Raw genomic sequence first — 26,194 nt, 5'->3', positions numbered from 1 at the left:
TGTCACCGTGTCCTGGGAGTACGACGGTCTGCACCCACTGGCCCAGTCCGAGCGCATCACGGGGGCGGAAGCCCCCCAGGACGTCATCGACGAGCGCTTCTTCACCATCGTCACGGACCTGGTCGGCTCACCCACGGAACTCGCCGGCGAGGACGGCAGCATCGCCTGGCACGCCCGCTCGACGCTGTGGGGCGCGACGACATGGAACCGGGACGCGACCGCGTACACCCCCCTGCGATTCCCGGGCCAGTACTTCGACCCCGAGACGCAGCTTCACTACAACTTCCACCGGCACTACGACCCCGACACCGGCCGCTACACCACGCCCGACCCCCTCGGCCTGGCGCCGGCGCCCAACCCCTACGCGTACGTGCCCAACCCGTACACGTGGGCCGACCCGCTGGGTCTCGCCCGATGTACGCACTACGCGGATGTTTCCGTGCACAATCCCGACGGGTCGGTACGCGTGGAGTACTCACTCCGCAGCGGCTACCAGACACCGCAGGAACAGGCGCTCGGCTGGCCGAACGGCGCCATGGCGAGTCATACCGAGAACAGAGCGGCGCGTATGTCCGGCGGCTCGCCCACCCGGCCGATCCCAGGCGATCCGTACGCGAATCTCGCACCGGTGGGCCCAGGCGATAGTGTCGTCCTGAACGGGACGAGGCCGCCCTGCCCGCAGTGTATGGGGGCGATGAACCGCGCCGCGGAGGAGACGGGGGCGAACTTCGTCTACATGTGGGGCAACGGAAACTGGTGGCAAGCAGGAAGGCCGTTGGGATGAGCGCAGCCAACTGGACCGCACGTATCACCTCCGTCGAGATGAACGAGCCCGATCAGGTCCTGACCGTGGCTCTGGGTGAAGACAGCGACGGTGGCGGGCGCAACCTGATCCTGCAGTGCTCCCTGCAGCCGCCGGACGTACAGCAGACCGGGCTGGGGCTGGACACCTACTGTCTGATGAACGAAGAGGGAGCCGTACAGTACGGCGGCGTGACCGCCGCCCGCCTCCACAAGAACCGCCTGACGCTGAGCCTGGACGCGGCGGCCGCGGAGGAGTTGGGGCTCGGCTCCCGCGCCGACGACCTGCGCATCTCGCTGAAAGTGGGAGAGGACGCGGTACGGCTCCTCGCCGACGGACTGCGCCGCGTACTCACCTACGGCAACCCGGCCCAGCACCCGCGATCCCTCGAGCTGGAAACCGCATGAGCCCGGCAGACACGCCTGCCGATTCGCCGGCCGCTGCGCTGGCGGCGGCGAATCGGCAGGATCCGTGCGAGATGGTCCATCCCCTTTCCGCAGTCGGCTCCCGGGAGGAGATCCTCACCCGCGCCCTGGAGGTGTGGGTGATCAAGGCACGCCAGATGGGCTGGCGGGTCGAGATCGCCGAAGGCCACATGGACCCCGCGGCGGGGCTCTGCGGCCGGGTGGACGTGGAGGGCATCCGCTACGTGATCCGGTGCGGCCCCCGGCGCCGCGGCGTTCTGCTTGATGATTCCACCGGCCGGCCGGTCCCGAAGCCCATCCTCAAGCGGACGGTGTGGGCCGAACCGGTCGTCGAGGAACACCTCCTGACCGACTGAGTCTCTCCTTCCGTCCGCGGACATGCCCCCGGTGAGCGGGGGCATGTCCACACCGGGCTACAGGTCCGTGTCGCAGCAGCCGTCGCGGCGCATGAGGCGGCCGACGTCCAGCCAGTCCACGTCGGCGCGCGGGGTCGCCCGCGGTTCGAAGGAGCGCACCAGGTCCTCCTGCGCGAACGGCCTGCCGCCGCGCAGGACCGACTCGGTGCGCACCAGGGTGGCGAAGTCCGTGAACGGGTCGCCGTCGATCACCGTCACGTCGGCGTACTTGCCCGGCTCCAGCGTGCCGAGTTCCTGCGCCGCGCCGAAGGCCCGGGCCGGGAGCACCGTGGCGGTGCGGAGTGCCTCGGCCGCGGAGAGGCCCGCGCGGTGCAGGGCGCGCAGGGCGAGGTGGAGGTGGAGGCCCACGGGGACGAGCGGCTGGTCGGTGCCGAGGGCGACGGTGCCGTCCGCGGCCAGGATCCGGCGGTAGACGTCCGTCTCCGTGGCGAGGGTCCGCAGCTCCGCCTCGCTGGGCGGCTGTCCGGCGCGCTGCGTGACCGCCGCGGTGTCCCACGGCGGCATCAGCACCGTCACCCGCGGGTCCTCGGCCAGCGCCGGGTCGGCGCCGAGGAGCGGGAGCGCGGTGAAGGGGGTGGCGATGAGGTGGAAGTCGCCGGTGGCGGCGTAGATGTCGACGAGATCGGCGTACGCGCGCCCGGAGGCCGTCGTCGCGTGGCCGAACTCCAGCCGCTGCGTGGCCTGCAGATGGGTCGTCAGGTCCTGCCCGAGCTGTATGCCCGGCGAGCACAGGTGGCTGCCGCTGCGCACCCCCAGCCGCTCGTGCGCGAATGCCGCCGCCTCCGCCATCACCCAACCGGGCGCGCGCACATACGTCTTGACGAAGTCCCAGTCCAGCCCCTCCGCCCGCGCCAGCGAGCGCCGCAGCCCGTCCCGGGTGCCGTGGGCGCGGCCCATGCTGTACGCGACGCGCGCGCCGTCGAGCAGTTCGCCGGTGGCCAGCAGCCGGGGGCCCGCCAGTTCGCCGGCGTCGGCGGCCTCGCGGATGCGGGCCTGTTCGTAGGCGAAGCCGCCCAGCGACACCGCGGTGGTGATGCCGTACGCGAGTTGCAGAGCGGTCTGCCGGCCGCCGTAGGTGGACTGCCAGGGGTGGATGTGGGCGTCCCAGAGCCCGGGGATGACGGTGCGCGCGGAGGCGTCGACGCGGCGCTCCGCGGGGCGGCCGGCGCGGTGCGGTTCGACGGCGGTGACACGGCCGCGGCGGATGACGAGGTCGGCGTCGTCGCGTACGGCGTCCGAGGTGCCGTCCCAGAGCCGCCCGGCGTGCACGACGGTGTCGGGGGCGACGGGGCGGCGGTAGTCGAGCGGGATGCGGACCGTGCGGGCGGTGCCGGAGGCGACGTCGGCGATGCGGACGCGCCCCGCCGACAGGTACGCCACCTGCCGGCCGTCGCCGGAGAAGGACGGGTGGTCGGCGGCCTCGTCGGTCAGTTGCCGCGGGTCGCCGTCCGGGGTGCCGTCGGGCCGTACGGGCAGCAGCCACAGCGCGGATTCCGCGACCACCGCCAGCCACCGGCCGTCCGGCGACCAGACGGGGCCCGAGTCGTAGCGGTCGGAGATCGAGGTGTGCGGGGCGACGGGGTGGAGGCGGGCGGCGCCGGTGGCGGCGTCGACGAGGCGGATGAGGTTGTAGCCCTCACGGAAGCGCTGGTTGAGCCGGTTGCGGTCGCAGAGCGCGAGGTAGCGCCCGTCCGGCGACCAGCTCGGGCGGCCCGGCAGCCCGCCCGCGCCCAGCGGCGCGGCGAGCACCTTCTCCGTACCGGAGGCGAGGTCGGTCACGACGAGGTTGCCGGTCATGTCGATGCACGCGAGCCGCGTTCCGTCCGGGGAGAGCGCGGGGAAGACCCGGCCGCCGTCGGCGAGTACGGTCTCCTCGCCGGAATCGAGGTCGCGGCGGCGGACGGCGAAGAGGCCGTCCCGGTCGTCGGCGTAGACCAGGCCGCGGCCGTCGGGGGTCCAGGCGGGGGCGAGCACGTAGCGGGTCTTCTCCGCCTGGAGGACCTTGCGCGGGCTGCCGCCGCCGGTGACGTCCGCGGTCCAGAGCGCGCCGAGGGCGCAGAACGCCAGCCGGCGGCCGTCGGGCGACAGCGCGGGCAGGTGGACGGCGCGTACCCGGCGGACGCCGCCGTCGGCGAAGTCGTACGCCTTGGTGCGGTACCGCGGGCGGTCGACGGGCAGCGCGGCGGCGAAGGGGATGGTCTCCGGCCCGGCGGGAGCCGCGGGGTTCACGATGCGGAACTGGCCGCCGGCGGTGAGGAGCAGCGCGTCGCCGGAGATCCAGCGGGGCGGTACGGGCGACACGTCCGCGTCGCCGAGGTCGACGGGCGCGCCGTCGACGACGAGTGTGCACGACGCCGAAGGCGCGGCCGTCGTACGGAGGTACGCGAGCCGGCCGCCGGAGCCGACCGCCGGGGTCATCACCTGCGCCCCGGTGGTCTCCGTGTGCTCGGTGCGCACCTCCCCCGTGCCGTCCGCGGCCACGGAGGCGATGGTGCGGGCCGCGAGCGTCCCGCCGTCGCCGACCGCGGCACGGACGAAGAACACCCGCGCGCCGTCCGGCGACCAGGCCGGGTCGAAGTCCTCCCAGGCGCCGCCCTGGTGGGGGCCCTGCTGGCCGGGCAGCCCGGTGACCTGCGCGAGTTCGCCGGTGGCGACCGTGAGGATCCAGATGCGGTACGGGCTGCCGGCCACCGGGTCGCCACCGCGCTCCGAGCAGAACGCGATGCGGTCGCCGTCGGGCGACCAGGCGGGCGCGCGGTCGTCGTGGGGCCCGTCGGTGAGCTGGGTGAGCCCGGAGCCGTCGGGCCGCAGGGTCCACAGGTGGAAGCCGCCGCCGCGGTAGGCGCACACGACCAGGCGGCTGCCGTCGGGCGCGAACTGCGGGCGGTTGGGCTCCAGTCCCGCGGTGGTCAGGGCGGTCGCCTCGCCACCCTTTCGAGGGATCGACCAGAGGACGTTCTGCACTTCGGCGACGAGGCGGTCGCCGGCCGGGGCGAGGGTGGCGGAGCCGTTGGTGGCGGCGGTGAAGGAGAGAGTGCCGGCGGCGGCGCGCGGGGCGGCGGCGGCCGGGGTGTCGAGGACGGCGCCGGCGGTGGCCGCGGTGGCGGCGGCCGTGGCCTGGAGGAAGCGGCGGCGGGAGAGGTCGAAGAGCTCGGCGTCCAAGGGTCCTCCCGGGACTCGTTCGGTACAGGAGCAGTACGGGACGATACGGAGGAGTTCAGGGCGATACGGACCGATCGAGCGGGCGGCCCTGCGGAACGCCCGTCCGTCAGTTGTACGCCGCGGAGCGCGGGTGTTGTAGACCGCCACCGGTGCCGGTGGGGCGGATGGTGTCCCGGCGCGGGGCCGCTCCCGGCTTCCGGCGGAGATCGAACAGCGACTTGCGAATACCCCCTAGGGGTATTAACCTCGGGCGGGTGAGTGCGGCACACGCCCCTCGCGTTCCACCTGTCATCCCGGAGGAAGAACCATGAGCGAAGGCAACTCCTGCTGCTCCACCGACGGCAGTTGCGGCGGCGGCGCCACCACCGAGGCCGCCCCGCAGACCGGCACCGTCTTCACCGTCAGCGGCATGACGTGCGCGCACTGCGAGGCGTCCGTCACCAAGGAGATCTCCGCCCTCCCCGGCGTGACCTCCGTCAAGGCCGACGCCGCCACCGGGACGGTCTCCGTCCAGGCGGGAGCGGCGCTCGACGAGGCGCAGGTGCGCGGCGCGGTCGAGGAGGCGGGCTACGAGCTGGTGGGCCGGGCCTGATCCGCGGCCGCGGGCCGGGCGGTGATCCCACCGCCCGGCCCGCGGCCGCCTCCCCAACACCGGAGCGGGAGCGACCGCTTGACGCGGCCTCCCGCACGCGAAACGCTAAGTTCCTTAACGGCCGTCGTCGCGCCGGCCCGGTTCCCTGCCGGCGCGACGACTACGATGAGGCCGCGCCGATGCCGCGGCCCACCGCAGGGCCGGGCCCGAAGGGAGCGAGCGTGCGACGTCTGGGTGAGCTGGAGGCGGAGATCATGGAACGCCTCTGGGGCTGGGGGCGGCCCGCGACGGCACGCGACGTCCTCGCGGACCTGAACAAGACGCGGCCCCTCGCCTACAGCACGGTCAAGACCGTCGCCGACATCCTGCACCGCAAGGGCGTCCTCCGGCGTGCGAAGAACGGCAGGGCCTGGGTGTACGAGCCGACCCTGACCCGCCAGGAGTACACCGCCGCGCTGATGCAGGACGCGCTCGGCAGCAACCCCGACCCGGCCGGCGCCCTGATGAGCTTCGTGGAGCAGATGTCGACGGCGGACGTCGACGCGCTGCGCTCCGCCCTGCGGTCGGCGAACCTGCGGTCGGCGAAGCGGCGGGCCGGTCCGTGACCACCGTCCTCGCGCTGGCCGCGTACGCAGCCCTCGCCGGGGTGGTGGCACCGTACGCGCTGGCCGGGGCGCGGTGGGCGTACCGGGCGCCGAAGGTCGCGGTGGTCGTCTGGCAGGGGCTGATGGCGGCGTTCGTCGTCACCACCGCGTCCGCCGGCTACCAACTGGCCCTCGCCGAGCAGCACATGCACGACGGCCTCGTCGGACTGCTCAGCGTCTGCGGCCTCTCCCGGGCCGCCACCGGCAGCCCCGCGCCGACCATGGCGGACGCCCTGCTCCTGCTGCCGCCGCTCGTCGTCGTCCTCCTGCCGACCGGCTGGCTGCTGCACTGCCTCCGGCAGACGGGGCGCGTGCGGCGCCGCTCCCTCGGCATGCTCGCGCTCGCCGGCCGCCAGGACCCCGAGTACGGGGTGACGGTGGTGGACCACCCCGCCGCGGCCGTCTACTGCCTGCCCGGCAGGTCCGGGCGCATCGTGGTGACGCAGGGCGCCCTCGACGTGCTGACCGACGCGCAGTTGCGCGCCGTCCTGGCCCACGAACGCGCCCACCTCGACGGCCGCCACCACCTGCTGCACGCCACCACCCGCGCGTTCCGGCGCGCCTTCCCGGGTCTGCCGCTGGCCAGGCTGGGCCGCGAACAGACCGCGCTGCTGCTGGAGATGATCGCGGACGACCGCGCGATGTCGTCGCACCCGCGCGACGTCCTGGCGGCCGCGATGTACGAGGTCGCGGCGGGCCAGGCCCCGGAGGCGGCGTTCGGCGCCGGCGGCCCGGGGGCGCTGATCCGGCTGCGCCGGATACTGGCCCCGCAGCACAAGCCGCGCCGGGTCACCGGCTGGAGCCTGGTCGCCGCCTCCCTCGCCGCGCCGTTACTGCCGCTGCTGCTCGCCTGCGCCCCGGCGCTGGGCTGACCTGCGGGCGGGGCGGCAGCCCCGGCCACCGCCACCCCACCGGGCCGAGGCGTCACAGGCGTCCGCTAAGGTAATTAGCGGAAAACAGCCGACGGCCAGAGGTCGAGCCACGCAGAGGAGAGTTCGTGCTCCCTTCCCCGGGTCGCGAGGCGCCCGACAGTCCGCCCGCCGGCCGTTACCGGCCCCCGCTGGTGGCGGGCGTCGCGGCCGCGGCCGTCGCGGTCGTCTTCGGCTTTCTCTACGTCCTCGGCCTGCTCGTCGGCGGTGACGACATACCCTCGGGGACCCGCGTGCTCGACCTCGACATAGGCGGCATGAGCCGGGCGGAGGCGGAGGAGAAGCTGGAGCGGAACAGGGCGGAGCTGGTGCCGGACCGCCTGCCCGTGCGCATGGGCGACGAGACCGGCGAACTCGGCTCCCGGGCGGCGGGCGTCACGCTGGACGCCGAGGCGACCGTGGACGACGCCGCGCAGTCCGGCTCCGGCCCGCTCACCGTCATCGGCAGGCTCTTCTCCGGGGGCGGGGGCGACGTCGAGCCGGTGATCCGCGTGGACGGGGAGAAGGGCCGCGCGGCGCTCGCCTCCCTCGCCGAGTCGTACGACCGCGAGGTGCGCGACGGCTCGATCACCTTCCACGGCGGCGAGCCCACGGCCGTGCAGCCGCGCGCCGGCAGGTCGCTCGACGTGGACGGGGCACTGGCGGAACTTCAGGCCGCGGCCCCGGACCGTGAGGACGGCCCGCTGGCGCTCCCGGTGCGCGAGGTCGAGCCCGCGGTCGGCGCGGAGGAAGTCGACCGCGCCATGGCCGGGTTCGCCGCTCCGGCCATGTCCGGGCCGGTCACGCTCACCGTCCGGGGCGGCGGGGAGATCGAGATCGCCCCGGAGGTGCTGGGCGGCCATCTCGCGATGGAGCCGGACGACTCGGACCGGCTGACGCCCCGGCTCGACGGCCGCGGGCTCTTCCGCGCGCCCGAGGTGGCGGCCCAGGTGGAGCAGGTCTCCGGCGAGGCCGAGAACGCCCGGCTGCGCTGGGACGGCGAGCGGGTCGTCGTGGCCTCCGAGGCCACCGAGGGCCGCGAGATCACGCAGAAGGCGCTGGCGAAGGCCGTGCTGGAGCTGCTGCCCGAGGAGGGTGCGGACGCCCGTACGGGGCCGGTGGCCACCCGGGTCGACCAGCCGCAGCTCACCGGTGAGAACGCCGGCCGGCTGGGCATCAAGGAGCAGATGTCGACCTTCACCGTCGAGTTCCCGCCGGCCCCGTACCGTACGCAGAACGTCGGCCAGGCCGCGAAGCTGATCGACGGCTCGGTCGTCATGCCGGACGATACCTGGAGCTTCAACGACACCGTGGGCGAGCGGACGGAGGCCAACGGGTTCGTCGAAGGGATCATCATCCTGGACGGCAAGTACACGCGGGCCACCGGCGGCGGGGTCTCGGCGGTCGCGACCACCGTCTTCAACGCCGCCTTCTTCGCGGGCGTCGACTTCGAGGAGTACGGGGCGCACTCGTTCTACATCGAGCGCTACCCGGAGGGCCGGGAGGCGACCGTGGCCTGGGGCAGCCTCGACCTCAAGTTCCGGAACGACTCGGGCAACGCCATCTACGTGGAGGCGAGCGCCACGGAGGACTCCGTGACGATCTCCTTCCTCGGCACCAGGAAGTACGACGAGATCGAGTCGGTCAAGGGCCCGCGGACCAACGTGGTGGAGGCGGGCACCCGCAAGGGCGACGCGGACGCCTGCGAGCCGCAGACCCCGCTGGAGGGGTTCGACGTCGAGGTGGAGCGGATATTCAAGTCCGGCGGCCGGGAGGTCGACCGGGAGTCGTTCAAGACGACGTACACCCCGCGCGACAGCGTCACCTGCGAGTGAGCCCGCGCCGGGCGCGGCCGGGACGGCGGATGGCAGGTCGGCGGGTGAGCAATCAGCGGGTGAGCGGTCCGCCGAGGAGGTCCAGGACCGGCCCTGCGGCGACGCCGAGGGCGACGGAGACGGCGGCCGTGGCGTAGGCGGTCAGGGCGGCGGGCCTGACGAGCGGCCGCGGTCCGGGTCCGGCGGCGGCGAACGCCGGGCGGATCCAGCGCAGGTAGTAGAAGAGGGACGCCACGGTGTTGACCGCGGCGAGGACGGCGAGCCAGAGGTAACCGCCGTCGACGGCGGCGGTGAAGATCTCCAGCTTGCCGAGGAAGACCGCGGTGGGCGGAGTGCCCAGGAGCCCGAGCAGGCAGACGGCGAGGCTGAGCGCGAGGCCGGGGTGGGCGCGCAGCAGGCCGCGGTAGTCCGCCAGGGTGCGGGCGTGCGGCAGCGCGCAGACGACGGCGAAGGCGCCGAGGTTCGTCACCGCGTAGCCGGCGAGGTAGAAGAGCAGCGCCCGCTGGGCACCGTCGGCGCGGGTGGCCACGGCGACGGGCAGGAGCAGGTAGCCGACCTGGCTGACGGTGGAGTAGGCGAGCAGCCGTTTGACGTCGGTCTGGAAGAACGCGGCGAGGTTGCCGAGCGTCATGGACGCGGCGGCGAGCACCGCGACCAGTTCGTCCCAGGGCACGTCGGTGCCGGCGAGCGGCACGGCGGCCAGCCGGTGGAGCGCGGCGAGGGCGCCCACCTTGGGCAGGGTGGTGAGGAGCGCCGCGGCGGGCGCGCTGCTGCCCTCGACGGCGTCGGGCACCCAGAAGTGTCCTGGCACGGCACCGGTCTTGAAGAGCAGCCCGGCCAGCAGCCCGACGGTGCCGGCGGTCACAAGGGCGGCCGGGGCGCCGGGCAGCGCGTCGGCGAGCGCGGGGTACGCGCTGGCGCGGCCGGCCGCGTACAGCACGGTGATGCCCGCGAGCATGACGACGCCGAGCAGGGCGCCGGTGACGAAGTACTTCAGCGCCGCCTCGGTGCCGGGGGCGTCCCTGCGGAAGCCGGCCAGGGTGTACGAGGGCACGCTGGCCAGCAGGTACGCGGCGGCGAGCAGCAGCAGATCCTGGGCGCCGGCGAGCATCAGGGCGCCCAGGGCGGCGAGTTGGACGAGGACGTGGAACTCGCTCTCGCGCGCGTCGCCGCGGAAGGGCGCGAAGCCGAGCAGCAGCACGGTCACGGTGCCGGCGAGGATGACGATGCGGCCGGCCGAGGTCACGGTGTCGACGGCGAAGGCACCGTCGAAGGCGGCCATGGGCCCGCCGCCCGCCGCCACGGCCGCCGCGGCGATCCCCGCGGTACAGGCCGCCAGGCCCAGCGCGCCGACCAGCCACTGCCGCCGCCGCGGCAGCCAGGCGCCGAGCAGCAGGCCGAGCACGGCGGAGCCGGCGAGGAGCACTTCGGGCAGCAGGTCGAGCGGGTTCTCGTCCATGCCGGTCGCCGTCCCGCTCACCGGGCGACGAGCTCCAGCACGCCGCGCGAGAACGGCTCGATGACGTCGAGGACGAAGCGCGGGAAGACGCCGAGCACGACGGCGAGCGCCAGCAGCGGGACGATCGCCGCCGCCTCGTGCGCGCGCAGGTCGGGGAACGGCCGCGGCGTGCCGGGCGAGTCGGGCAGCCGCAGCGGGCCGAGGAAGATCCGCTGCAGCGCCCGCACCAGCAGCGCTGCGGTCAGCAGGATGCCGAGCACGGCCAGCACGGTCGCCACCGGGCGCGGGCCGAGGCTGCCGGCGAGGATCTGGAACTCGGCGATGAAGCCGGAGAACCCGGGCAGCCCGAGGGAGGCGAAGACGGCGACCCCGGTGAGCGCGGCGAAGGCCGGGGCGCGGGCGGCGACGCCGGAGTAGGCGCCCATGGCGTACGTGCGGCCGCGCTCGTGCAGCACGCCGGCGAGGAGGAACAGCGCGCCGGTGAGCAGCCCGTGACTGACCATCTGGTACGTCGCCCCGGTCACGGCGAGGCGGCGGGCGGCCGCGGTGTCCTCGCCCAGCGCGGCGGCGGCGCCGAGCGCCAGGAGGATGTATCCCATGTGGTTGACCGAGGTGTAGGCGATCATGCGCTTGAAGTCCGTCTGCGCCAGGGCCACCAGCGCCCCGTAGAGCACGGAGACGACGCCGACGACCGCGAAGACGGCCGCGTACGTGCGCCACGGCCCCGGCAGCAGCGGCATCGCGATGCGCAGGAACCCGTACGTGCCCATCTTCAGCAGCACCCCGGCCAGGATCGCGGAACCGGCCGCCGGGGCCTCGGTGTGGGCCGGGGGCAGCCAGGTGTGGAACGGCACCGTCGGCGTCTTGACCGCCAGGCCGAGGCCGATCGCCAGCAGCACCAGGGCGCCGTAGCCGGACCGCCCGGCCAGCGGGTTCTCCCCGGCCAGCGCGACGATGTCGAACGTGTGCGGCGTGGCGGCGAGATAGAGGCCGATGAAGCCGAGGAGCAGCGCGAGCGAGCCGGAGAAGGTGTAGAGGAAGAACTTCTGCGCGGCGCGGGCGGCGCCCGGGTGGCCCCAGCCAGCGATGACGAAGTACATCGCGACGATCGACAGGTCGAAGAAGACGAAGAAGAGGATGAGGTCGAGCGAGGCGAAGAGGCCGAGGCAGGTGGTCTCCAGGAAGAGGAAGAGGGCGGCGAACTCCCGCACCCGGCGGGTCTCGCGCAGCGCGTACAGCGCGCAGGCCGGGAAGAGGACGGCGGTGAGGGCGAGCAGCGGGAGCGACAGGCCGTCGACGCCGATGTGGTAGCCGATGCCGGCGCTGGGGATCCAGCGGGCGTTCGTCTCGTACTGGATGCCGCCGCCGGGGTCGTAGCCGAGCCACAGCGCGACGGTCAGCGCGAGGACGGCGGCGGACACGGCTGCCCAGGCGAGGAGGAAGACCCGGCGGCCGGCGGCGCGCGGTACGCACAGCAGCGCGCCGGCCGCGGCGGCGGGGAGGAAGACGATGGCCGTGAGCACGGGGGCGGTCACCTCACGAGGACGAAGACGGCGGCGAGGACGGTGAAGGCCGCGACGGCCTGGGCGAGGTAGGTGTGCGCCTGGCCGGTCTGCGGGCGGCGGGCGAGCCGGCCCAGCGCGCGGCTCAGCGCGCCGATGCCCTCGACGGCGCCGTCGACGGCCGCCTCCGCACCGCGGTCGGCGCCGCCGGCGAACCGGACGGTGCCGCGGGCGAGGCCGTCGACGCCGCGGTCGAGCACCCGGTCGTCGAAGGCGGCCAGCGCGGCGGCGAGGCGGCGCACGGGGCGTACGAGAAGGGCGCGGACCGCTGCCTCCAGGCCGAGCCAGGCGGACGCGGCGGCGGTGACCCGCGCGGGCAGGGGGCTGCGGCGGTCGCCCCACGCCCAGGCGGCGGCGGACGCGGCGAGGGCGAGGACGGCGGAGAGCGCCGGCTCCCAGGCGTACGGGGCGGCTTCGCCGCCCGCGCCGATCCGGTCGGCGACGGCGGCGCGCGGCCCGGGCAGGGCGAGGACGGCCAGGGCGGCGACGGCGAGGGCGAGCGCGGCGAACGCCGCCGCCCCGGGCACGGGGAGGGCGCGGGGGCCCTGTGGCCCTCCTTCGCGCCGTCCGGCCGCCGCCCCGGGCGGTGCCGGGGACGGGAGCCGTACGGGTCCGGGCGGGCGCCACACGTACCAGAGGGCTTTGACGGCGTAGACCGCGGAGACGACGGCCGCCGCCAGACCCGCCGCGTACAGCGCCGGGCTGCGCTCCAGCGCCCCGGCCAGCAGCAGGTCCTTCGCCGCCCACAGCGACAGCGGCGGCACCCCGGCCAGGCTCAGGGCGGCCACGGTGAACGCCGCGCCCCCGATCCGGTCCCGCCGGGCGACGCCGCGCAGCGCGGGCAGCGTACCGGCGCCGAACGCCGTCAGCCAGAAGCCGGCCACGAGGAACGCCAGGCTCTTCGCCGCGGCGTGCGCCATGAGTTGCAGGGTGCCGCCGGTGGTCGCGCTCGCGCCCGCGGCGAGCACCATGAAGCCGATCTGGGCGCAACTGGACGCGGCCAGGAGCTGCTTGAGGTCGCGCTGCGCCACCGCGACCAGGCCGAGGGCGAGCGCGGTGGCCGCGCCGGTCCAGGCCACCGCGTCGTCGCCCCAGCCGGAGGCGGCGAGCAGCGGCTGCAGCCGCAGCAGCAGGTACGCGCCGGCGACGACCATCGTCGCGGAGTGCAGCAGCGCCGAGACGGGACTCGGGCCCTGCATGGCGCGCGACAGCCAGAAGCTGTACGGGAGTTGCGCGGACTTGCCCAGCGCCGCGGCGACGACGCCCGCGGTCAGCAGGTGCAGCCAGGGGGCGGGCACCTCGTGCAGCCGGTCGAGCGCGAGACCGGACGCCTGGCCGGCGGCGAGGGCCGCACCCGCGGCGAGGTAGAGCCCCAGGTCGGCGGCCCGGGTGGTCACGTACGCGACGCCCGCCGCCTCGGCCCGTACCGGATCGTGCCACCGGAAGCCGATCAGCGCCCAGGAGGTGGCGCCCATGAACTCCCAGCCCATCAGCAGCGCCGGCAGGGTCGTGGCGGTGACGGTGACGAGCATGGCGCCGCCGAACAGCAGCATGAGGCCGAAGAAACGGGCGCGCGGCTGCCCGGCGCCGATGTCGCCGGCGCTGAAGACGAGCACGGCCAGGGTGACGGCGGCGACGGTCACCGCCATCGGCCCGGACAGCCCGTGCGCGCCGATCCCGAACGGCAGCCCCGCCAGCAGCGGCGCCCGCACCGCCGTCGGGGCCGCGGCGGCGTAGACCGCCAGGGCGAGCACGGCGGCGGAGGTGGCGACGGCGGCGGCGGGCGCGTACCGGTCGGCCCGGCGCCCGATCGCGGCGAGCAGCGTCCCGGCGGCGAGCGGCACGGCGACGAGCGCCCAGAGCGCCGCGCTCACCCCTTCAACTCCGCGGCGTCGTCGGTCATGTCGACCTCGCGGCACCGGAACAGGGCCGTGACCACGGCGAAGCCGACGGCCATCTCCACCGCCATCACCGTGACGGCCAGCACGACGAGCACCTGCCCGTCGGTGGCCGCGGGGGCGACGAAGTGCCAGACCGCGGCGGCGGCGAGGATGACACCGCCGAGCATCAGCTCCAGACCCATCATCAGCATCACGACGGACTGCTGGGAGAGCGCGCCGAAGAGCCCGACGGAGAACAGCGCGGCGGCCACGAGCAGGAGCGGCTCCAGCGTCACCGGCGTGCCCCCGGGCGTACGGGATCGGCGGGCCGGCGGGCGCGCAGGTCGTCGCCGAAGCGGTCGTACCGGCCCCGGCCGGTGGCGAGCACGACGGTGGCGGCGATGGTGGCGAAGAGCGCGAGGCCCAGCGTCATCATCGTCAGCATGTGCGGGCCCATGAGCGACTCGCCCAGGGCCATCGTCGGGTCGTCGCCGGGCTTCCCGCGCCGCCCCGGCCAGGAGGCCAGCAGGATGCCGGCGGCCAGCAGGACGAAGACGGCGGCGCTCACCGCCGCCGCGCCCCGCTTGTTGTGCAGCATCGACATGGGCAGCAGCCCGGCCGGGTTCATCATGAACATCACCATGAACACGGCCATGATGGACATCTCGATCGTCATCATGAGGATGACGACCACGCCCAGGTAGTCGAGGCCGAGCCGGAGGACCAGGCCGCCGACGCACAAGAGGGAGAGCAGCAGGGCGTACGTCGCCCGGGCCATGGAGTCGAAGCGGAACACCATCGCCCCGCTCGCCACCGCCGTCACGGCGAGCACCCAGAACACCGCGTCATCGGGCATCGGTCCGGCCTCCTTCCCTCATCGGTCTCTCATCGGCTCAGAACGACGACGGCGACGGCCAGCGCCTGCAGCAGGGTCACCGGCACGAGCACCATCAGCGCGAACTCCAGGTAGCGCTCCATGCGCAGCGTCGGCAGCAGCCGCCGGCCGGCCACCAGCAGACCGAGCACCGCGGCGGTCTTCAGCAGCGTCCACGCCCATGCCGGCAGCCACGGCCCGTGGCCGCCGCCGAGGAAGAGCGGCACGCTGAACCCGGCCGTGACCACCAGCAGCAGCCACCGCCCGGCCAGCAGCACCAGCCGGTCCACGCCCGCGTACTCGGCGGCCGCACCGCCCGCGGCGTCCCGCCCGAGGGGGTGGTCGAACGGGCCCCAGAAGGCCATCGCCAGCGCGCTGAGGAGGAACACGGCGAACGCCGCCGGCATCCAGACCGCGAACCACAGCCCCCGCTGCGCCGCCACCACTTCGCCGACCCGCAGCGACTCCGCGCCGAGCGCGGCGGTGGTGAGCGCGAACATGTGCGGCAGCTCGTACGCCAGACCCTGGGCGAGGAAGCGATAGCCTCCGACCAGCGACAGCGCCGAGTTCGGCCCCCAGCCGGCCAGCCACACCGCGGCCCACGCCAGCGCCTCCATCGCGTTGAACCACACCACGCCCACCACCGGATCCGTGACGGCCCGGAACCCCCACGGGAGCACGGCGCCGGCGAGCACGGCGGACACGGGGACGAGCGCGATCCCGATGCGGCCGAGCCACGGATCGTCCGCGGTCGTACGCCGCGGCTGCTGGCTCAGCAGCCGCAGTCCCGCGCGCAGCGGCGCCGACGCGGCGCGCAGGGGGCGGCCCCGGCGGCCGCCTGCCGCCGCGGCGGTCAGCACGGCGTCGAAGCCGGCGACGAGGGCCGCCGCGGCGGCGAGGGCGAAGGGCAGCAACACGACGGCCCACACGGGCGCGGGGTCAGCCACAGACGGCCACCGCCAGTTCGTCGAGGTCGGGGTCGAGGCTGGCCACGATCACGCGGGCGGACGTGAACTCGGCGCCGCGCAGCAGGTCGGGGAGGACGTCCAGGAGGGCCCGCGACGGCGGCCGCGGGCCGTCGAGCCGCCCGCGCGGTCCTTCCTGGCCGTACGGTGCCAGGGGCCGGTCGTCGTCGACGCCTGCGGCATGGCGCATGGCCTCGCCGAGCCAGGTGAGCAGCCGGTCGTACGCGTCACCGTCCGCGGCCAGCGCGGGACCGGTCACCCCGGACCGCCGCGCCCGCGCGGCGGGCAGCGCGCCGAGCCCGGCCGTCGACGCCCGCAGCACGCGCGACCGGCGCACGCGCCGTCCGAGCCGCCCCAGCCCCGCACTCCACTCCCGGGCCGGCGAGCCGCCGAGCACGGCGTCGCGCAACCGGCGGGCACGGACGGCGGGATCGGGCCATCCGGAGACCGCGAGAAGCCGCGCGATGCTGTCCAGGTGCGCGGCGCAGCACCGCCGGTGGGCGGCGCCGCGCACGACGTCCTCGCCGCGGGCCGCCCGCAGCCACGGCTCGTCCCAGTACGGCAGTTCCTCCGCGGCGGGCGTGGCGGTACGCACCTCGGCGTGCTGTACGACGTCCCCTTGCAGGGCGACGTCGAGCACGAGCCCGGCGGGCCAGTCGGTGAGCCCGGGCCCGAGCGGCAGGTGCAGCCGGTCGAGCCGGAGCCCGTCGCGGTCGTCGGCACGTTCGGCCATGGGCAACCCGGCGACGGGGCCGGCGTGATCGAGATGCGCCGCGTGAGCATCGTGCGCACCGTGGCCGCCGGGGCGCTCGTGGGTGCCGGCGCTCTCGTGGCCGTCGTGGCTCTCGTGCCCCTCGTGGCCGGGTTCGTCGCCTCCGTGGCCGCGGTGGTCCTCCCGGCCACGGGGGCCACGGGGGCTCTCGTGACCGCCGTGGTCGTCGTGAGCTCCGTGCCCCGCACCGGGCCGCCCCCGCGCGGCGCCCTCCCCCGGGCCCACATCACCGGCCATACCCCCGCCGCTCCCCCCGGCGGGTGCCGCCAGCGTCCGCAGCAGTCCGTCCAGCGCCGTCTCGACGCCGTCCGCTCCGGTCACCGTGGACCGGGACTTGGGGTACGGGATCTGCCGCCAGAGCGCGTCCGTCCACTCCCCCGCCCCGGCGCCGCCCGCCCCGACGACCAGCAGCGCGCTCGCCGCCGCCGGGCTCGCGGCCACCGGCCAGCCACGCCGCCGCAGCCCCGCCTCCACCGCCAGCCGCGTCTCCGTACCCCCGGGGTGGACTGCCGGCAGGACGGCGGGATGCCGGGTCCCCGTGCGGCGCAGCGCTTCCCTCAGGCCCACCGCAGCGCGCCCTCGCGCCAGGCATAGACGACGGCCGCGAAGAGGATGCCCAGAAAGAGGAACATCTCGACCACCGCCGGCGTGCCCATCTCGCTGACGACGCGCACCCACGGGTACATGAAGAGCATCTCCATGTCGAACGCCAGGAAGATCATCGTCACGGGGTACCAGCGCACATGGAACCGGGAGAACGCGTGCTCCGCGGGCGGCAGTCCGCCGCTGAACGGCCCCGACTCCAGCGCCCCCGACCCGCCCCGCAGCCACGCGCCCAGGCCGTGCAGCGCCGCGACCCCGCCGATCACCACGCCGAGCAGCACCGCCACCGGCTCCCATACCGCCACGCCGAGCATCATGCCCGACACATACCGTGACCGCCGGACGCCACGGCCGACCGCCGAGGGTGATGCGCCGTCATCTCAACGGATAGGCACACCGATCGCGCCGAGGCGGGCGTTCAGCTCCGGTACGGGCCGCTCGTGAGAAAGGCGTAGGCGAACCCCTCGCCCTCGCGGGGCTCGCGGGTCCAGGACCGGGTGGTGAGGGTGGGCAGTCTGCCCCGGGTGAGCGCGAAGCGCGGGAGCGAGAGCCCGAGTTCGGCCTGGAGGACCGCCAGCAAACGCGCTTCGCGCTCCTGCTCGGTCTCCTCTGGGCGGAAGAGCCGGGCGGGGTCCAGGGCATCGGGTATCGCGCCGGAGCACTCGGCCTTCGCGCCTCGTACGGTGAACGCCCAGAGCTCCTCACCCCGTTCGGCCACGGACAGGTGGAACACGGTCGGGCGGCCGGCTAAGTGGCTCGTCGGTTCGCGCCAGAGCACCACCGCGCGGCCGGCCGCGGAGGCGGCCGCGGCCGGAGAGCGGAACAGGCCGGTCAGGTACCGGTGGGAGTTGATGTCGGCGGCGAACGCCCAGCCTTCCGCGGTGCGGCCGACGGCGACCACGGGCCGGTCCTCCCAGAGCTCCACACCCTCCCGCTCGTGGGGACCGGGCGCCCCCCAGGACGCTCTGCGCGGATCCGCGGGCGCACTCAGCCCGGCGCCTTCTTCACCGATCAGGGCGGGCAGCCCGGCGGGGTCCGCCCCTTCGATCCAGACGACACGGTATCCGTCCCCCGGCCGCCGGTTCGCCGCGGGCTCCGCCAGCCAGGCGAGGCCCGGCGGGTCGAGGCCGGGCACCGGCTCGGGGGCGGGTCCGCTCTCCCCGGCCCGCGGGGTCGCCAGGATCTCCCGCCCGCGCTCGGGGGTGACCAGCGGGCCCAGCACGGGGTCGGCGAGGAGGCCGACCGGGGCGATCAGCGCGGGCCCGGGCGCCTCCCACGACGGCAGCGCGCCGCGCAGGATCCGCCACGCGTCGTCGGTCAGCCCCCAGCGGGCCGCCTCGCGGGCCCCGGCGACGGCCCGGCCCCAAGGGCCGGGGGGCGCGTAGACGTGGGTCCCGTTCCGCACCGCGTGCAGTACCGCCTCGGCGGTCTCCCGGTCGACGCCGCGGGCGACCATCATGCGGAGCCACTGGTCGTCCCCGTCCGGCCGTCCGTCCCGTTGTTCCGTCGTGGCCTCCACGGGCAGCAACTCCGGCTGGTAGCGGGGGTCGGCCACCAGCTCGCCGTAGGCCCGCGGGCTCCCCGGCGCCCGCACGTAGCGGAGCTGGTTCAGCAGGACGGCGCTCCCGGGCCGGCCGTAGGACACCGCCTCCTCGAGCAGGGGCAGCGCCTCCTCGTACCGCCCGCGCAGCGCCAGCCGGCGGGCGTCCTCCACGCGGGCGTCCTGGGCGCGGGTCGTCGCGTTCACGAAGTCGGCCCGCTCGGCCCGGCTGTGGTGGAAGTCGCGGTACATGGCCTCCAGGTAGACGCGGAACGACGGGTAGCGGTCGGGCTCTTCGCCGCTCCAGCCGTGGTAGAGGTAGAGCGCCCACTCGCCGTCCGGGCCGACGTCACCCGGATCGAGCAGCGCGTGCGACATGTCGGAGTCCGTCTCCAGCCGCAGCGCCCGCCGCCACATCCCGGCCAGCAGCACATCCTCCGCGCGCGGATCGTCGCCGAGGTGCTCCTCGTGCACGGAACTCTGGCCGTACGGATCCCGGAACCAGTCGATGTCCGCGGCACCCCCGAGCTGATGGACCCCGGCCGTCTCGTCGACGTGCCACCCGTCGCTGACGGCCAGGAACTCCCGGTACGACTCCGGCAGTCGCAGCCCCAGCCGCTCCTCGGCCGCGACGATCACCGCCTCCGCCGCCCCGGCCCGCCCCAGCGCGAAGCGGGCCCCCTCACCGCCCTCGTCCTCCTGCTCGTCCGCCCGCGGAACCCACTCCTCCTGCCAACGCCCCAGGAACCCGTGCCAGTCGAACCCGTCGCCGCCCATGCCCGGGATACTGCCACCCGGCACTGACAGCCCGGCCGCCGCCGCGATCGTGCTCCGCGGCGCTCAGCTCGGGTCGATGTGCAGGGGCGCGGGTTCGATCGCCCAGTCGAGCGCGAAGTCGGCGACCTCCTCCCAGCCGTCCTCGCCGCAGGTGTAGTGGCTGCGGCCGGGGAACTTCCGGTACGCGACGATGGCGCCGCCGTGCTTCTCGTTCTTCCGGTAGTTCTCGTGCTGCACGGCCGGCGGCAGGATGCGGTCGTCGCCGCCGGAGATGAAGAGCAGGGGCGCCCGGTCGCGGTCGGCGAAGTCGTAGGCCGTCGCGGCGTGCGGCGCGAGGTTGGCGAAGCCGCCCTGGAAGAGGAGCCGGCCGGAGACGGGGACCGCGTAGCGGTCGTAGACGGCCTTCGACTCCTCCTCGCTCATGTTGTTCGTGAACGCGTGGTGGAACTGCTTCTCGGTGATCGGCACCGCGCGGTTCTTGTTCGCCGGGTTGTGCAGGACCGGGAAGAGGGCCCTGATCTCGCTCACCGGCAGCGCCCGGATCCCCTTGACGGGCGCGCCGTCGATGGACACACCGACCGCGCCGTACCCGGCGCCGAGGAGGAGCTGCACGAAGGTACCGCCGAACGAGTGGCCGATGAGGGCCGGCTTCGTATCGAGCGCCGCCACCACCCCGGCCAGGTGGTCGAGGACCTCGCGCACTCCGAGCCCCGCCAGCGGCGAGGGATCGCGGCGCAGCGCCTCGACGCCGGCCTCGCCCGGCTCGATCCCGGGGTAGCCGGGCGTGATCACCTTCAGGCCGCGCCTCTCGTACCGGGTGACCCAGTGCTCCCACGACAGGGGCGTCATCCAGAGGCCGTGGATGAGTACGACCGTGTCGGGTGGTGATGCGGTCTGGTCCATCGTCCCGTCCGATCTCTCCGGCGCCGGCGTGCGCGCGGGCTCTCGCGCAGAAGGTTTCAGACTATTCGGACATCACAGGAAGGAGAGTCAGCGATTCGCCGCGAGCCGCCGGCTCCGGCTCCGGTCCCGGCTCCCTCGACGGGCGGTCCTGCCCGCATCCCCACGCTGGGGACCCGGGCCCCGCGTCACGCCGCCGAAGGGGCGATGGGGTGACCGGCCGGGAGGTCTCAGAGATCGCCGGGACGGGGCTGAGCCGGGGCGCCGGCGGAGTCCATGAGGATCGCGTGGGTGTCGTAGAGTCCCGGCGCACCCTTCGCGGGAACCTCGCAGCAGACCTGGACGATGCCGCTCGGCAGCACCGTGAACGTCGGCGGCTCCGCGTTCTTCGGCAGGTCGCGTACGAACCGGTCGACGCGGATCCGCTGCCCCTCTGTCAGATCCGACTTCTGCAGGCTGCCGACCGCCCCCTGCAGATGCCGGATCAGCAGGGCCGCGTCGTCGGGGTTCATCGCGGTCAGCCGGATCCAGGAGGAGTCGGTGAAGGTGAGGCGTACATCGGACTCCCCTTCGCTGTACGGCATCCGCCGCAGCTCCGCGACGGTGTCGCGCGGCACCTCCCACAGGACGTCCGCGGGGTCGATCGAGCCCACGGTGGTGCCGAGGAACACCAGGCGCCGTTCGGTGAGCGCCACGTGCGTGCGGTAGGTGTCCGGTCGGCGCGACGGGTCGAGCTGCCAGGGGGCGCCGCGCGCCACGGTGCCCGGGTCGGCCCACAGCACGGGGAAGTCGTCGACCTCGTTCTCCGGCTCGTCGGGCCGCCCCCGGACGGACGGGCTGCCGAAGGGGGAACCGCCGCCGCCGAGCGCGTTCGCGACGACGTTCAGGACGGCCGGGATGCCGACACCCAGCACCCGGCCCGTACGCCGCGCCGCCCGCTCCCCCGCAGGGCGCACGGTGAACTCCGGCCCCTCCGGCCAGCCCGCCTGCTCCTGCAACTCCCGCTGGATGTCGCGGCGCCCGGTGTCCCGGAACCAGCGCGCGCCCGCGACGCGCGGCGCCACGCCGGCGGCGAAGTGCACCCCCGTCCGGTACTGCAGGGTCTCGTCCCCGCCGGGATACCAGTCCATGCCGTCAGCCTCCCTCCATGGCTTCCGGCTCGGGGAAGGCCACGGACTTGACGATCTCCGCCATCAGCTCGCTGAGGTCGTCCCATTGGTTCATCGCGCTGGTGTCGAGTGTGAACACCGCAGTGTAGGGACCGGTGGGGAACGGGACGTAGACCTGGATCTGACCGGTGATCAGCCGCGTGTCCTCGCCGGTCCCGGTGTATTCGCCGTCGACGGTCAACGCCTTGACGGTGATCACGGCGACGGCCGGGCCGCAGGGCAGGTCGAGCCAGCGTACGTCGTGCTTGGGCCGACGCCCGAAGATCTCCCGCAGGCCGAGCGCCGCCACCTCGGCGCTGGTGTGGCCGGACTCCATCGCGGCGACGGTGAGCGAGCAGTGCGCGACACCGCCCTCCTCGTCGTCGTAGATACCGATCCCGGTGAAGCAGACGCCGTTGCCGGCCATCGCCTCCAGCACGGGTACGTAGATGGCACCCATCGCCTCCCAGAGTTGCCGGTCGCCCTCCGGGTAGATGTCCCGGACGAGTTCGGCGGCGGCCTCGGCGCGCTCGGCGGGGTCGAGGGTGAGGGAGACGGCGTGCATGCCCTCGGGGACGTGGAAAGCCATGGGCGGCGGCAGACCTGCTTTCGGCGCGTCGCGTGCCGTGTCGGTCCCGACCGGACCGGTCGCATCGCTCACGTCGCTCACCGGGCCGTGGCCGCGTTGTCGAAGGCGTCGCCGAAGCCGAAGTCGCGCTCCGCCAGCCCCTTGATCTTGAAGCCGGTGAGCGCGCCCTTGATGCCCGCGTCGAGGCCCCGCCCGAGGTTCGACATCGGCGCGATCAGCTCGTCCGCTTTGAGCAGCGGCTTGGCGATGAGGTTGAGACCCTGCGTGCCCAGCCACTGGCCCATGCGGATGTTCTGGTACGCGCTCTCCGCCGCCAGCATCATGCGGCTCCCGCCCGTGATGAGGGGGAAGGTCTTCGCCGGGCCGAACAGGATGAACATCTTGCCCCTCCCGACGGTCCCGGTGTACGCGCTGCCCAGCCTGGCCGCGCGCGCCACCGCGTTGGTGCCCCTCGCGAGCTCGGCGCCCGCGGTGACGCCCTTCACGCCGGGGATGACACCCAGCGCGTCGAGGCCGATGTCCAGCCAGCTGACGTCGGCGCCCGCAGCCATGGCGGTCAGGTGGGTGACCAACGCGAGCGCGCTGGTCACCATGGCGGCGGTGGCGAAGATGGCGCCGATGGGCTCGAACGGGGCGGTGATGATAGCGAGTACGCCGAGGATGCCGCTGAGGGTGCTCAGCAGGTCGCCGATGGCCTTGATGAAGTCGGCGTGGTCCTGGACCCAGTCGACCGCGTCCCCGAAGGCGTCGGCGATCCCGCCGGTGATCCGGTCGAAGAGCCCCGGCTCGTTGGGCGCCATGTCGCTGGCACTGTCGAGGTCGTCGGTGATCCGCTCGGCGGCGGCGCGGCAGCGGTCGCGGAGTTCTTCCGCACGGTCGATGACGCGCTGGAGCGCGTCGTCGGCGTTGTCGGACGCCTCCTCCTTGCGCTCCTTGTCCTTCTCGGCGCGCTTCTCGTCACGCTCCCCGTCGCTGTCCTCGACGGCACCGGCGGCGCCCTTCAGCGCCAGCTTGGCGTCGTCGGCCTCCCGCTGCCGCCGCTTGGCCTCGCGTTCGAGATCGGCGGCCTCGTCCTGGAAGCTCTCCAACTGGTGCGACCAGCGGTTGAGCGCGTGCGACGCCTTCTCGAAGGAGTCCCTGGCCTCCCGCAGCTTGGGCGTGACGTCGTCCGACACGTAGTCGGAGAAGGCGACGGCGGCCTTCCCCTTCCACGCGCCACACGATATTCGCTCCAGATCGGCAACGGTGTCGCGCAGCTCACCGGCGACGCCCCCGATCCGCTTGGCCAGACTCCGGGTGCGGTGCACGTCGCCGGGGGTCGGGTCGAACCCGAGGGTGGGGAAGCTGCGCGCGGGGTCGGGTGGTGCCACGGTCAGCCGGCCTCCGCTTTGGTGAGGGTCTCCATGAGGTCCTTGTCGAGCTCGTCGAACTTCGTGGCGATCTCGTCGATCATGTCCACGGTGGCGGCGGTGGTCTCACCGATCTGTGTGATGCCGTACTTCCACTCGTCCGCGAAGTCGTGCACCTCGTCGACCAGCTTCCCGTCCCCCACGGCGTCCCCGTCGGCACCGCCGATCACCTTCCGGACGTTCTCCATGCGGCGGGTGATCGTACTGAATGTCTTTCTGAGGTCCTCCATGACGGTGCCCCGGATAACCAGATCGCCCAACGCGAACGCCCCTCGTTCCCACAGGAGTTGATCGAAGGAGCTCAGCCTAGGACCCGAACCGGCCATCGACGGTCGAAGCCGCCATTCACAGGAAACTCTCATACACCCGGATACGGGCCGGGAGTGTGCGTCGGCGGCGGTGGCGGTCAGCCGGTGACGGTGCGGACGTGGGGGACCGCGCGGGCCAGGGCCAGGACGCCGGTCAGGACGATGGCCACGCCGACGCAGGCGGGGAGCAGCCACCAGCCCAGGCGGATGCTCTCGTCGAAGAGGAAGACGCCGAGAGCCAGGCTCACCGTGGCGTCGCCGATGGTGAGGGCCGGCTGGGAAGCGGCGAGGGAGCCGGCTTGCAGGGCGTTCTCCAGGAGGAGTACGGCGGCGATGCCGCAGAGGACGAAGCCGTAGGTCTGCCAGGTCGTCAGGAAGGCGAGCAGGCCGTCGTGGATCAGGGTGAAGGTGGCGGTCTTGAGCAGGGCGGCGGTCAGAGCGTTGCCGACGGCGGCCGCCGCGCCGAGGACGGCGGCGCGCAGCAGGCCGGAGGGGCTGCGGACGCTGACGGCGGCCGCGGCGGCCATCGCACCCAGGCAGGCGATCAGCGCGGGGATCCAGCGGGTCATCGGCGCCAGGTCCCGGGCCCCGGTCGGGGCGGCGGCGCCGAGCGCCAGCGCGAGTCCCGCGACCACGGCGGCCACGGCCCACCAGCCTTCTTCCGGGAGCCGGCGGTGGAGCAGGAAGGTACCGAACAGCAGGGCGAAGGGCAGTTCCAGGATGAAGACCGGCTGCACCAGGGACAACGGCCCGTTGGCCAGGGCCACCGCCTGGCTGACGGCCGCCCCGGTGACCCCGGCGATGCCGATGAGCCACGCCGGCTTGCGCGCCAGCGCGAGGAGCAGCCGCAGACCGCCGCCTTGGGGCACGGTGGCGGCGGCTTTGCGCTGGAACGCGGTGCCGGCCGCGTTGCTGGCGGCACCGAGGACCGCGAAGGCTACGGCGAGAACGAGCATGTCGGGTATCCGCGCGGTAGGTGCCGGCCGCCCTGCCGATCAGGGAGCATCTGCGTCACTACGTCCGGACCGTACCCCCCGGCACCCCCCACGGCCCTCCGGCTCGCCCTGGGACGCGACCGATATACCGCTTCACAGCCGTGGAGAACGGCGGGGAGCGGAAGGGATCGGGGGCGGACGGCTACCGGAGGGCGCTTTCGCCCCGGCACGCTACGGCGGTGTTATGTGCAATGCTCAGGTGCCGGTGCGAATCGGGACCTCAATCAATGCCGAATACGACGCAGTCCGATCCGGCCGGTCTCCGGGTATTCAAGCACCGAGTTCTCCATGGCGCCCTTTTCTCCTCCGTACCGGTCCTACGCCCACCACCTGGCGCCACGTCGCCTCCTGCGGGAGCAGGTCCAGCATGGCGTGGGCCAGGTCGGCGCGGGGCAGGGAGCCCGTGGTGGGGACGTTGGTGCCGATGCGGTGGTGGTAGTGGCCCGTGGCCGGGGTGTTGGTCAGGCGGCCCGGGCGGAGGGCCGTCCAGTCCAGGGGGCTGCGGGCCAACTCCTCCTCCATCGCCGCCGAGTCCGCGTACACGTCCCTGAACACGGCCCGTACCAGCGGGAAGACGATCCGCCTGGCCGGCAGTCCCTCGTCCGGCGCCGGCGGGCCGACCGGGGCCGCGCTGATGACGAGCGCACGGGTCATGCCGGCCGCCTGCGCCGCGCGGACCAGCGCGTGGGTGGCGGGTGCCAGGACCGCCGGGGCGCGGCGGGTGGTGGTGCCCAGGCAGGAGAGCACCGCGTCGCGGTCCCGGCAGAGTTCGGCCAGGGGTTCGGGGTCCGTGACGTCGCCGACGGTGGCGACGTCCAGGGCTTCGCCGGTCACCGGCAGCCGGGCGGGGTCGCGGACCACCGCGGTGACGTGATGGCCCTCGTCCAGGGCGCGGCGCACCACCAGGCGGCCGGTGGCGCCGGTGGCACCCAGGACCGTGAGCCTCATCCGTCCGCCTCTCCTCCCACGCGGGTCGGCGGTCCGGGCGCGGACAGGTCCGCGGCCACGTCCTCGTACGGGCGGATCTCCAGCCTCGCGCGCGCCTCCGCCGTCGCCATCCCCGGCAGCAGGTACCGCCACAGCGCCGCCACCCGCTCCGGCAGATCCGCGCGGCCCGTCGTCGCCTGCGACAGCACCTGGATGCCGAAGTACGCGCCCATCAGCATGTGGGCGCACTCCGCCTCGTCGACCTCCGGCAGGAGTTCCGACGCCGCGCGGGCGGCGGCCATCTGGCTGCGGAGGTGGTCGGTCCAGAGGCGGTGGAGGGTCGCGCCCTCCTTCTCCAGGCCGCTGCGCTCGAACGTCAGCCGCAGGCCGGCGCTGAGCACGACGTTGCTGCGGAGTTCGTGGGCGAGGCGCATGGTGACGTCGATGAGCCGCTGCAGCCCGTCGGCCCCGGGCGGGAGCAGCCACTGCTCGGGGCTCTGCTCGGCGAGTACGGCCTTGGCCAGCGCCTGCTTGGACTCGAAGTGGAAGTACAGACCGCCCATCGTGGTGCCCGCACGCTGCACGATCCGGCTGAGGCTGGCGCTGTCGTAGCCGTACTCGTCGAAGACCTCGGCGGCCACCGTGATGATCGCCTGGCGGGTCCGCATCGCCCGCGCCTGCCGCACTCCCGCCATGGACCTC

At 74.2% G+C, this 26,194-nt stretch carries 25 protein-coding genes; 7 read left to right on the top strand and 18 right to left on the bottom strand.

Going from position 1 to position 26,194, the window contains the following annotated elements; translation table 11 throughout:
- The first annotated feature begins 7 nt into the window (after positions 1-7).
- From DMB38_RS37305 to DMB38_RS32165, 3 genes are all read left to right on the top strand, one after another.
- Positions 8-784 (top strand): RHS repeat-associated core domain-containing protein, encoded by a 777-nt coding sequence (locus DMB38_RS37305; RefSeq protein WP_240662795.1) that lies wholly within the window; start codon positions 8-10, stop codon positions 782-784.
- Positions 781-1,209, top strand: a complete 429-nt coding sequence (locus tag DMB38_RS32170; RefSeq protein ID WP_125938115.1) for an Imm10 family immunity protein — start codon at positions 781-783, stop codon at positions 1,207-1,209. The genes DMB38_RS37305 and DMB38_RS32170 overlap by 4 nt, the downstream gene beginning before the upstream one ends.
- 71 nt (positions 1,210-1,280) lie before the next feature.
- Complete coding sequence (locus DMB38_RS32165) at positions 1,281-1,583, top strand: hypothetical protein (protein ID WP_125938114.1); 303 nt, start codon at positions 1,281-1,283, stop codon at positions 1,581-1,583.
- A gap of 57 nt (positions 1,584-1,640) precedes the next feature.
- Here DMB38_RS32165 and DMB38_RS32160 read toward each other — a convergent pair whose 3' ends face one another.
- Positions 1,641-4,805 carry an amidohydrolase family protein gene (locus DMB38_RS32160; RefSeq protein WP_125938113.1) on the bottom strand — a complete coding sequence of 1,055 codons (3,165 nt, stop codon included), beginning with the start codon at positions 4,803-4,805 and terminating at the stop codon, positions 1,641-1,643.
- Between the two features lie 307 nt (positions 4,806-5,112).
- Here DMB38_RS32160 and DMB38_RS32155 point away from each other — a divergent pair, with 307 nt between their 5' ends.
- The 4 genes from DMB38_RS32155 (at position 5,113) to DMB38_RS32140 (ending at position 8,784) form a co-directional block, all read left to right on the top strand.
- Entirely contained in the window at positions 5,113-5,397 is a 285-nt protein-coding gene (locus tag DMB38_RS32155) for a heavy-metal-associated domain-containing protein (RefSeq protein ID WP_125938112.1), read from the top strand.
- A 221-nt stretch (positions 5,398-5,618) separates the two neighbouring features.
- On the top strand, positions 5,619-6,002 hold the full coding sequence (locus DMB38_RS32150) for a BlaI/MecI/CopY family transcriptional regulator (protein ID WP_125938111.1): 384 nt from the start codon (positions 5,619-5,621) through the stop codon (positions 6,000-6,002).
- The gene (locus tag DMB38_RS32145; protein WP_125938110.1) at positions 5,999-6,913 is read left to right on the top strand and encodes a M56 family metallopeptidase; all 915 of its coding nucleotides are present in this window, start codon (positions 5,999-6,001) and stop codon (positions 6,911-6,913) included. Before DMB38_RS32150 ends, DMB38_RS32145 begins: the two co-directional genes overlap by 4 nt.
- A 125-nt stretch (positions 6,914-7,038) precedes the next feature.
- Positions 7,039-8,784 (top strand): VanW family protein, encoded by a 1,746-nt coding sequence (locus tag DMB38_RS32140; RefSeq protein ID WP_125938109.1) that lies wholly within the window; start codon positions 7,039-7,041, stop codon positions 8,782-8,784.
- 52 nt (positions 8,785-8,836) lie between these two features.
- Here the strand turns inward: DMB38_RS32140 and DMB38_RS32135 are convergent, their stop codons facing one another.
- From DMB38_RS32135 to DMB38_RS32055, 17 genes are all read right to left on the bottom strand, one after another.
- Positions 8,837-10,243: an NADH-quinone oxidoreductase subunit N gene (locus DMB38_RS32135; protein WP_164716230.1), complete on the bottom strand. Its 1,407-nt coding sequence runs from the start codon at positions 10,241-10,243 to the stop codon at positions 8,837-8,839.
- A 17-nt stretch (positions 10,244-10,260) separates the two neighbouring features.
- Positions 10,261-11,766: an NADH-quinone oxidoreductase subunit M gene (locus DMB38_RS32130; protein ID WP_125938107.1), complete on the bottom strand. Its 1,506-nt coding sequence runs from the start codon at positions 11,764-11,766 to the stop codon at positions 10,261-10,263.
- Between the two features lie 8 nt (positions 11,767-11,774).
- Positions 11,775-13,679, bottom strand: a complete 1,905-nt coding sequence (locus DMB38_RS32125) for a proton-conducting transporter membrane subunit (protein WP_125938106.1) — start codon at positions 13,677-13,679, stop codon at positions 11,775-11,777.
- The gene (nuoK, locus tag DMB38_RS32120) at positions 13,676-13,981 is read right to left on the bottom strand and encodes an NADH-quinone oxidoreductase subunit NuoK (RefSeq protein ID WP_047019051.1); all 306 of its coding nucleotides are present in this window, start codon (positions 13,979-13,981) and stop codon (positions 13,676-13,678) included. The genes DMB38_RS32125 and nuoK overlap by 4 nt, the downstream gene beginning before the upstream one ends.
- The gene (locus tag DMB38_RS32115; RefSeq protein ID WP_125938105.1) at positions 13,978-14,541 is read right to left on the bottom strand and encodes an NADH-quinone oxidoreductase subunit J; all 564 of its coding nucleotides are present in this window, start codon (positions 14,539-14,541) and stop codon (positions 13,978-13,980) included. Before DMB38_RS32115 ends, nuoK begins: the two co-directional genes overlap by 4 nt.
- A 29-nt stretch (positions 14,542-14,570) precedes the next feature.
- The gene (locus DMB38_RS32110; protein ID WP_125938104.1) at positions 14,571-15,506 is read right to left on the bottom strand and encodes an NADH-quinone oxidoreductase subunit H; all 936 of its coding nucleotides are present in this window, start codon (positions 15,504-15,506) and stop codon (positions 14,571-14,573) included.
- On the bottom strand, positions 15,499-16,863 hold the full coding sequence (locus tag DMB38_RS32105) for a DUF4779 domain-containing protein (RefSeq protein WP_125938103.1): 1,365 nt from the start codon (positions 16,861-16,863) through the stop codon (positions 15,499-15,501). Before DMB38_RS32105 ends, DMB38_RS32110 begins: the two co-directional genes overlap by 8 nt.
- On the bottom strand, positions 16,854-17,216 hold the full coding sequence (locus DMB38_RS32100) for an NADH-quinone oxidoreductase subunit A (RefSeq protein WP_125938102.1): 363 nt from the start codon (positions 17,214-17,216) through the stop codon (positions 16,854-16,856). Before DMB38_RS32100 ends, DMB38_RS32105 begins: the two co-directional genes overlap by 10 nt.
- Before the next feature lie 101 nt (positions 17,217-17,317).
- Positions 17,318-19,216: an SMI1/KNR4 family protein gene (locus DMB38_RS32095; protein WP_125938101.1), complete on the bottom strand. Its 1,899-nt coding sequence runs from the start codon at positions 19,214-19,216 to the stop codon at positions 17,318-17,320.
- A gap of 63 nt (positions 19,217-19,279) precedes the next feature.
- Positions 19,280-20,119 (bottom strand): alpha/beta hydrolase, encoded by an 840-nt coding sequence (locus tag DMB38_RS32090; protein WP_125938100.1) that lies wholly within the window; start codon positions 20,117-20,119, stop codon positions 19,280-19,282.
- 227 nt (positions 20,120-20,346) lie between these two features.
- Positions 20,347-21,246, bottom strand: coding sequence for a hypothetical protein (locus DMB38_RS32085; protein WP_125938099.1), 900 nt, complete (start codon positions 21,244-21,246; stop codon positions 20,347-20,349).
- A 4-nt stretch (positions 21,247-21,250) separates the two neighbouring features.
- Entirely contained in the window at positions 21,251-21,853 is a 603-nt protein-coding gene (locus tag DMB38_RS32080; protein WP_125938098.1) for a hypothetical protein, read from the bottom strand.
- Between the two features lie 77 nt (positions 21,854-21,930).
- Entirely contained in the window at positions 21,931-23,223 is a 1,293-nt protein-coding gene (locus DMB38_RS32075; protein ID WP_125938097.1) for a putative T7SS-secreted protein, read from the bottom strand.
- Between the two features lie 2 nt (positions 23,224-23,225).
- Positions 23,226-23,450 carry a hypothetical protein gene (locus tag DMB38_RS32070; RefSeq protein WP_240662578.1) on the bottom strand — a complete coding sequence of 75 codons (225 nt, stop codon included), beginning with the start codon at positions 23,448-23,450 and terminating at the stop codon, positions 23,226-23,228.
- Positions 23,451-23,668: 218 nt separating this feature from the next.
- Positions 23,669-24,526 (bottom strand): DMT family transporter, encoded by an 858-nt coding sequence (locus DMB38_RS32065; RefSeq protein ID WP_125938095.1) that lies wholly within the window; start codon positions 24,524-24,526, stop codon positions 23,669-23,671.
- A gap of 309 nt (positions 24,527-24,835) precedes the next feature.
- A complete protein-coding gene (locus DMB38_RS32060; RefSeq protein ID WP_125938094.1) occupies positions 24,836-25,513 on the bottom strand; it encodes an NAD(P)H-binding protein in 678 nt (225 codons plus the stop codon).
- The gene (locus DMB38_RS32055; protein ID WP_125938093.1) at positions 25,510-26,187 is read right to left on the bottom strand and encodes a ScbR family autoregulator-binding transcription factor; all 678 of its coding nucleotides are present in this window, start codon (positions 26,185-26,187) and stop codon (positions 25,510-25,512) included. The genes DMB38_RS32060 and DMB38_RS32055 overlap by 4 nt, the downstream gene beginning before the upstream one ends.
- Positions 26,188-26,194: the final 7 nt, after the last annotated feature.

This window comes from Streptomyces sp. WAC 06738 (genome assembly GCF_003945505.1).
Lineage (GTDB): Bacteria > Actinomycetota > Actinomycetes > Streptomycetales > Streptomycetaceae > Streptomyces.
The sequence above is the reverse complement of the archived record's forward strand: the minus strand, read 5'-3'. Positions and strand labels throughout refer to the sequence as shown.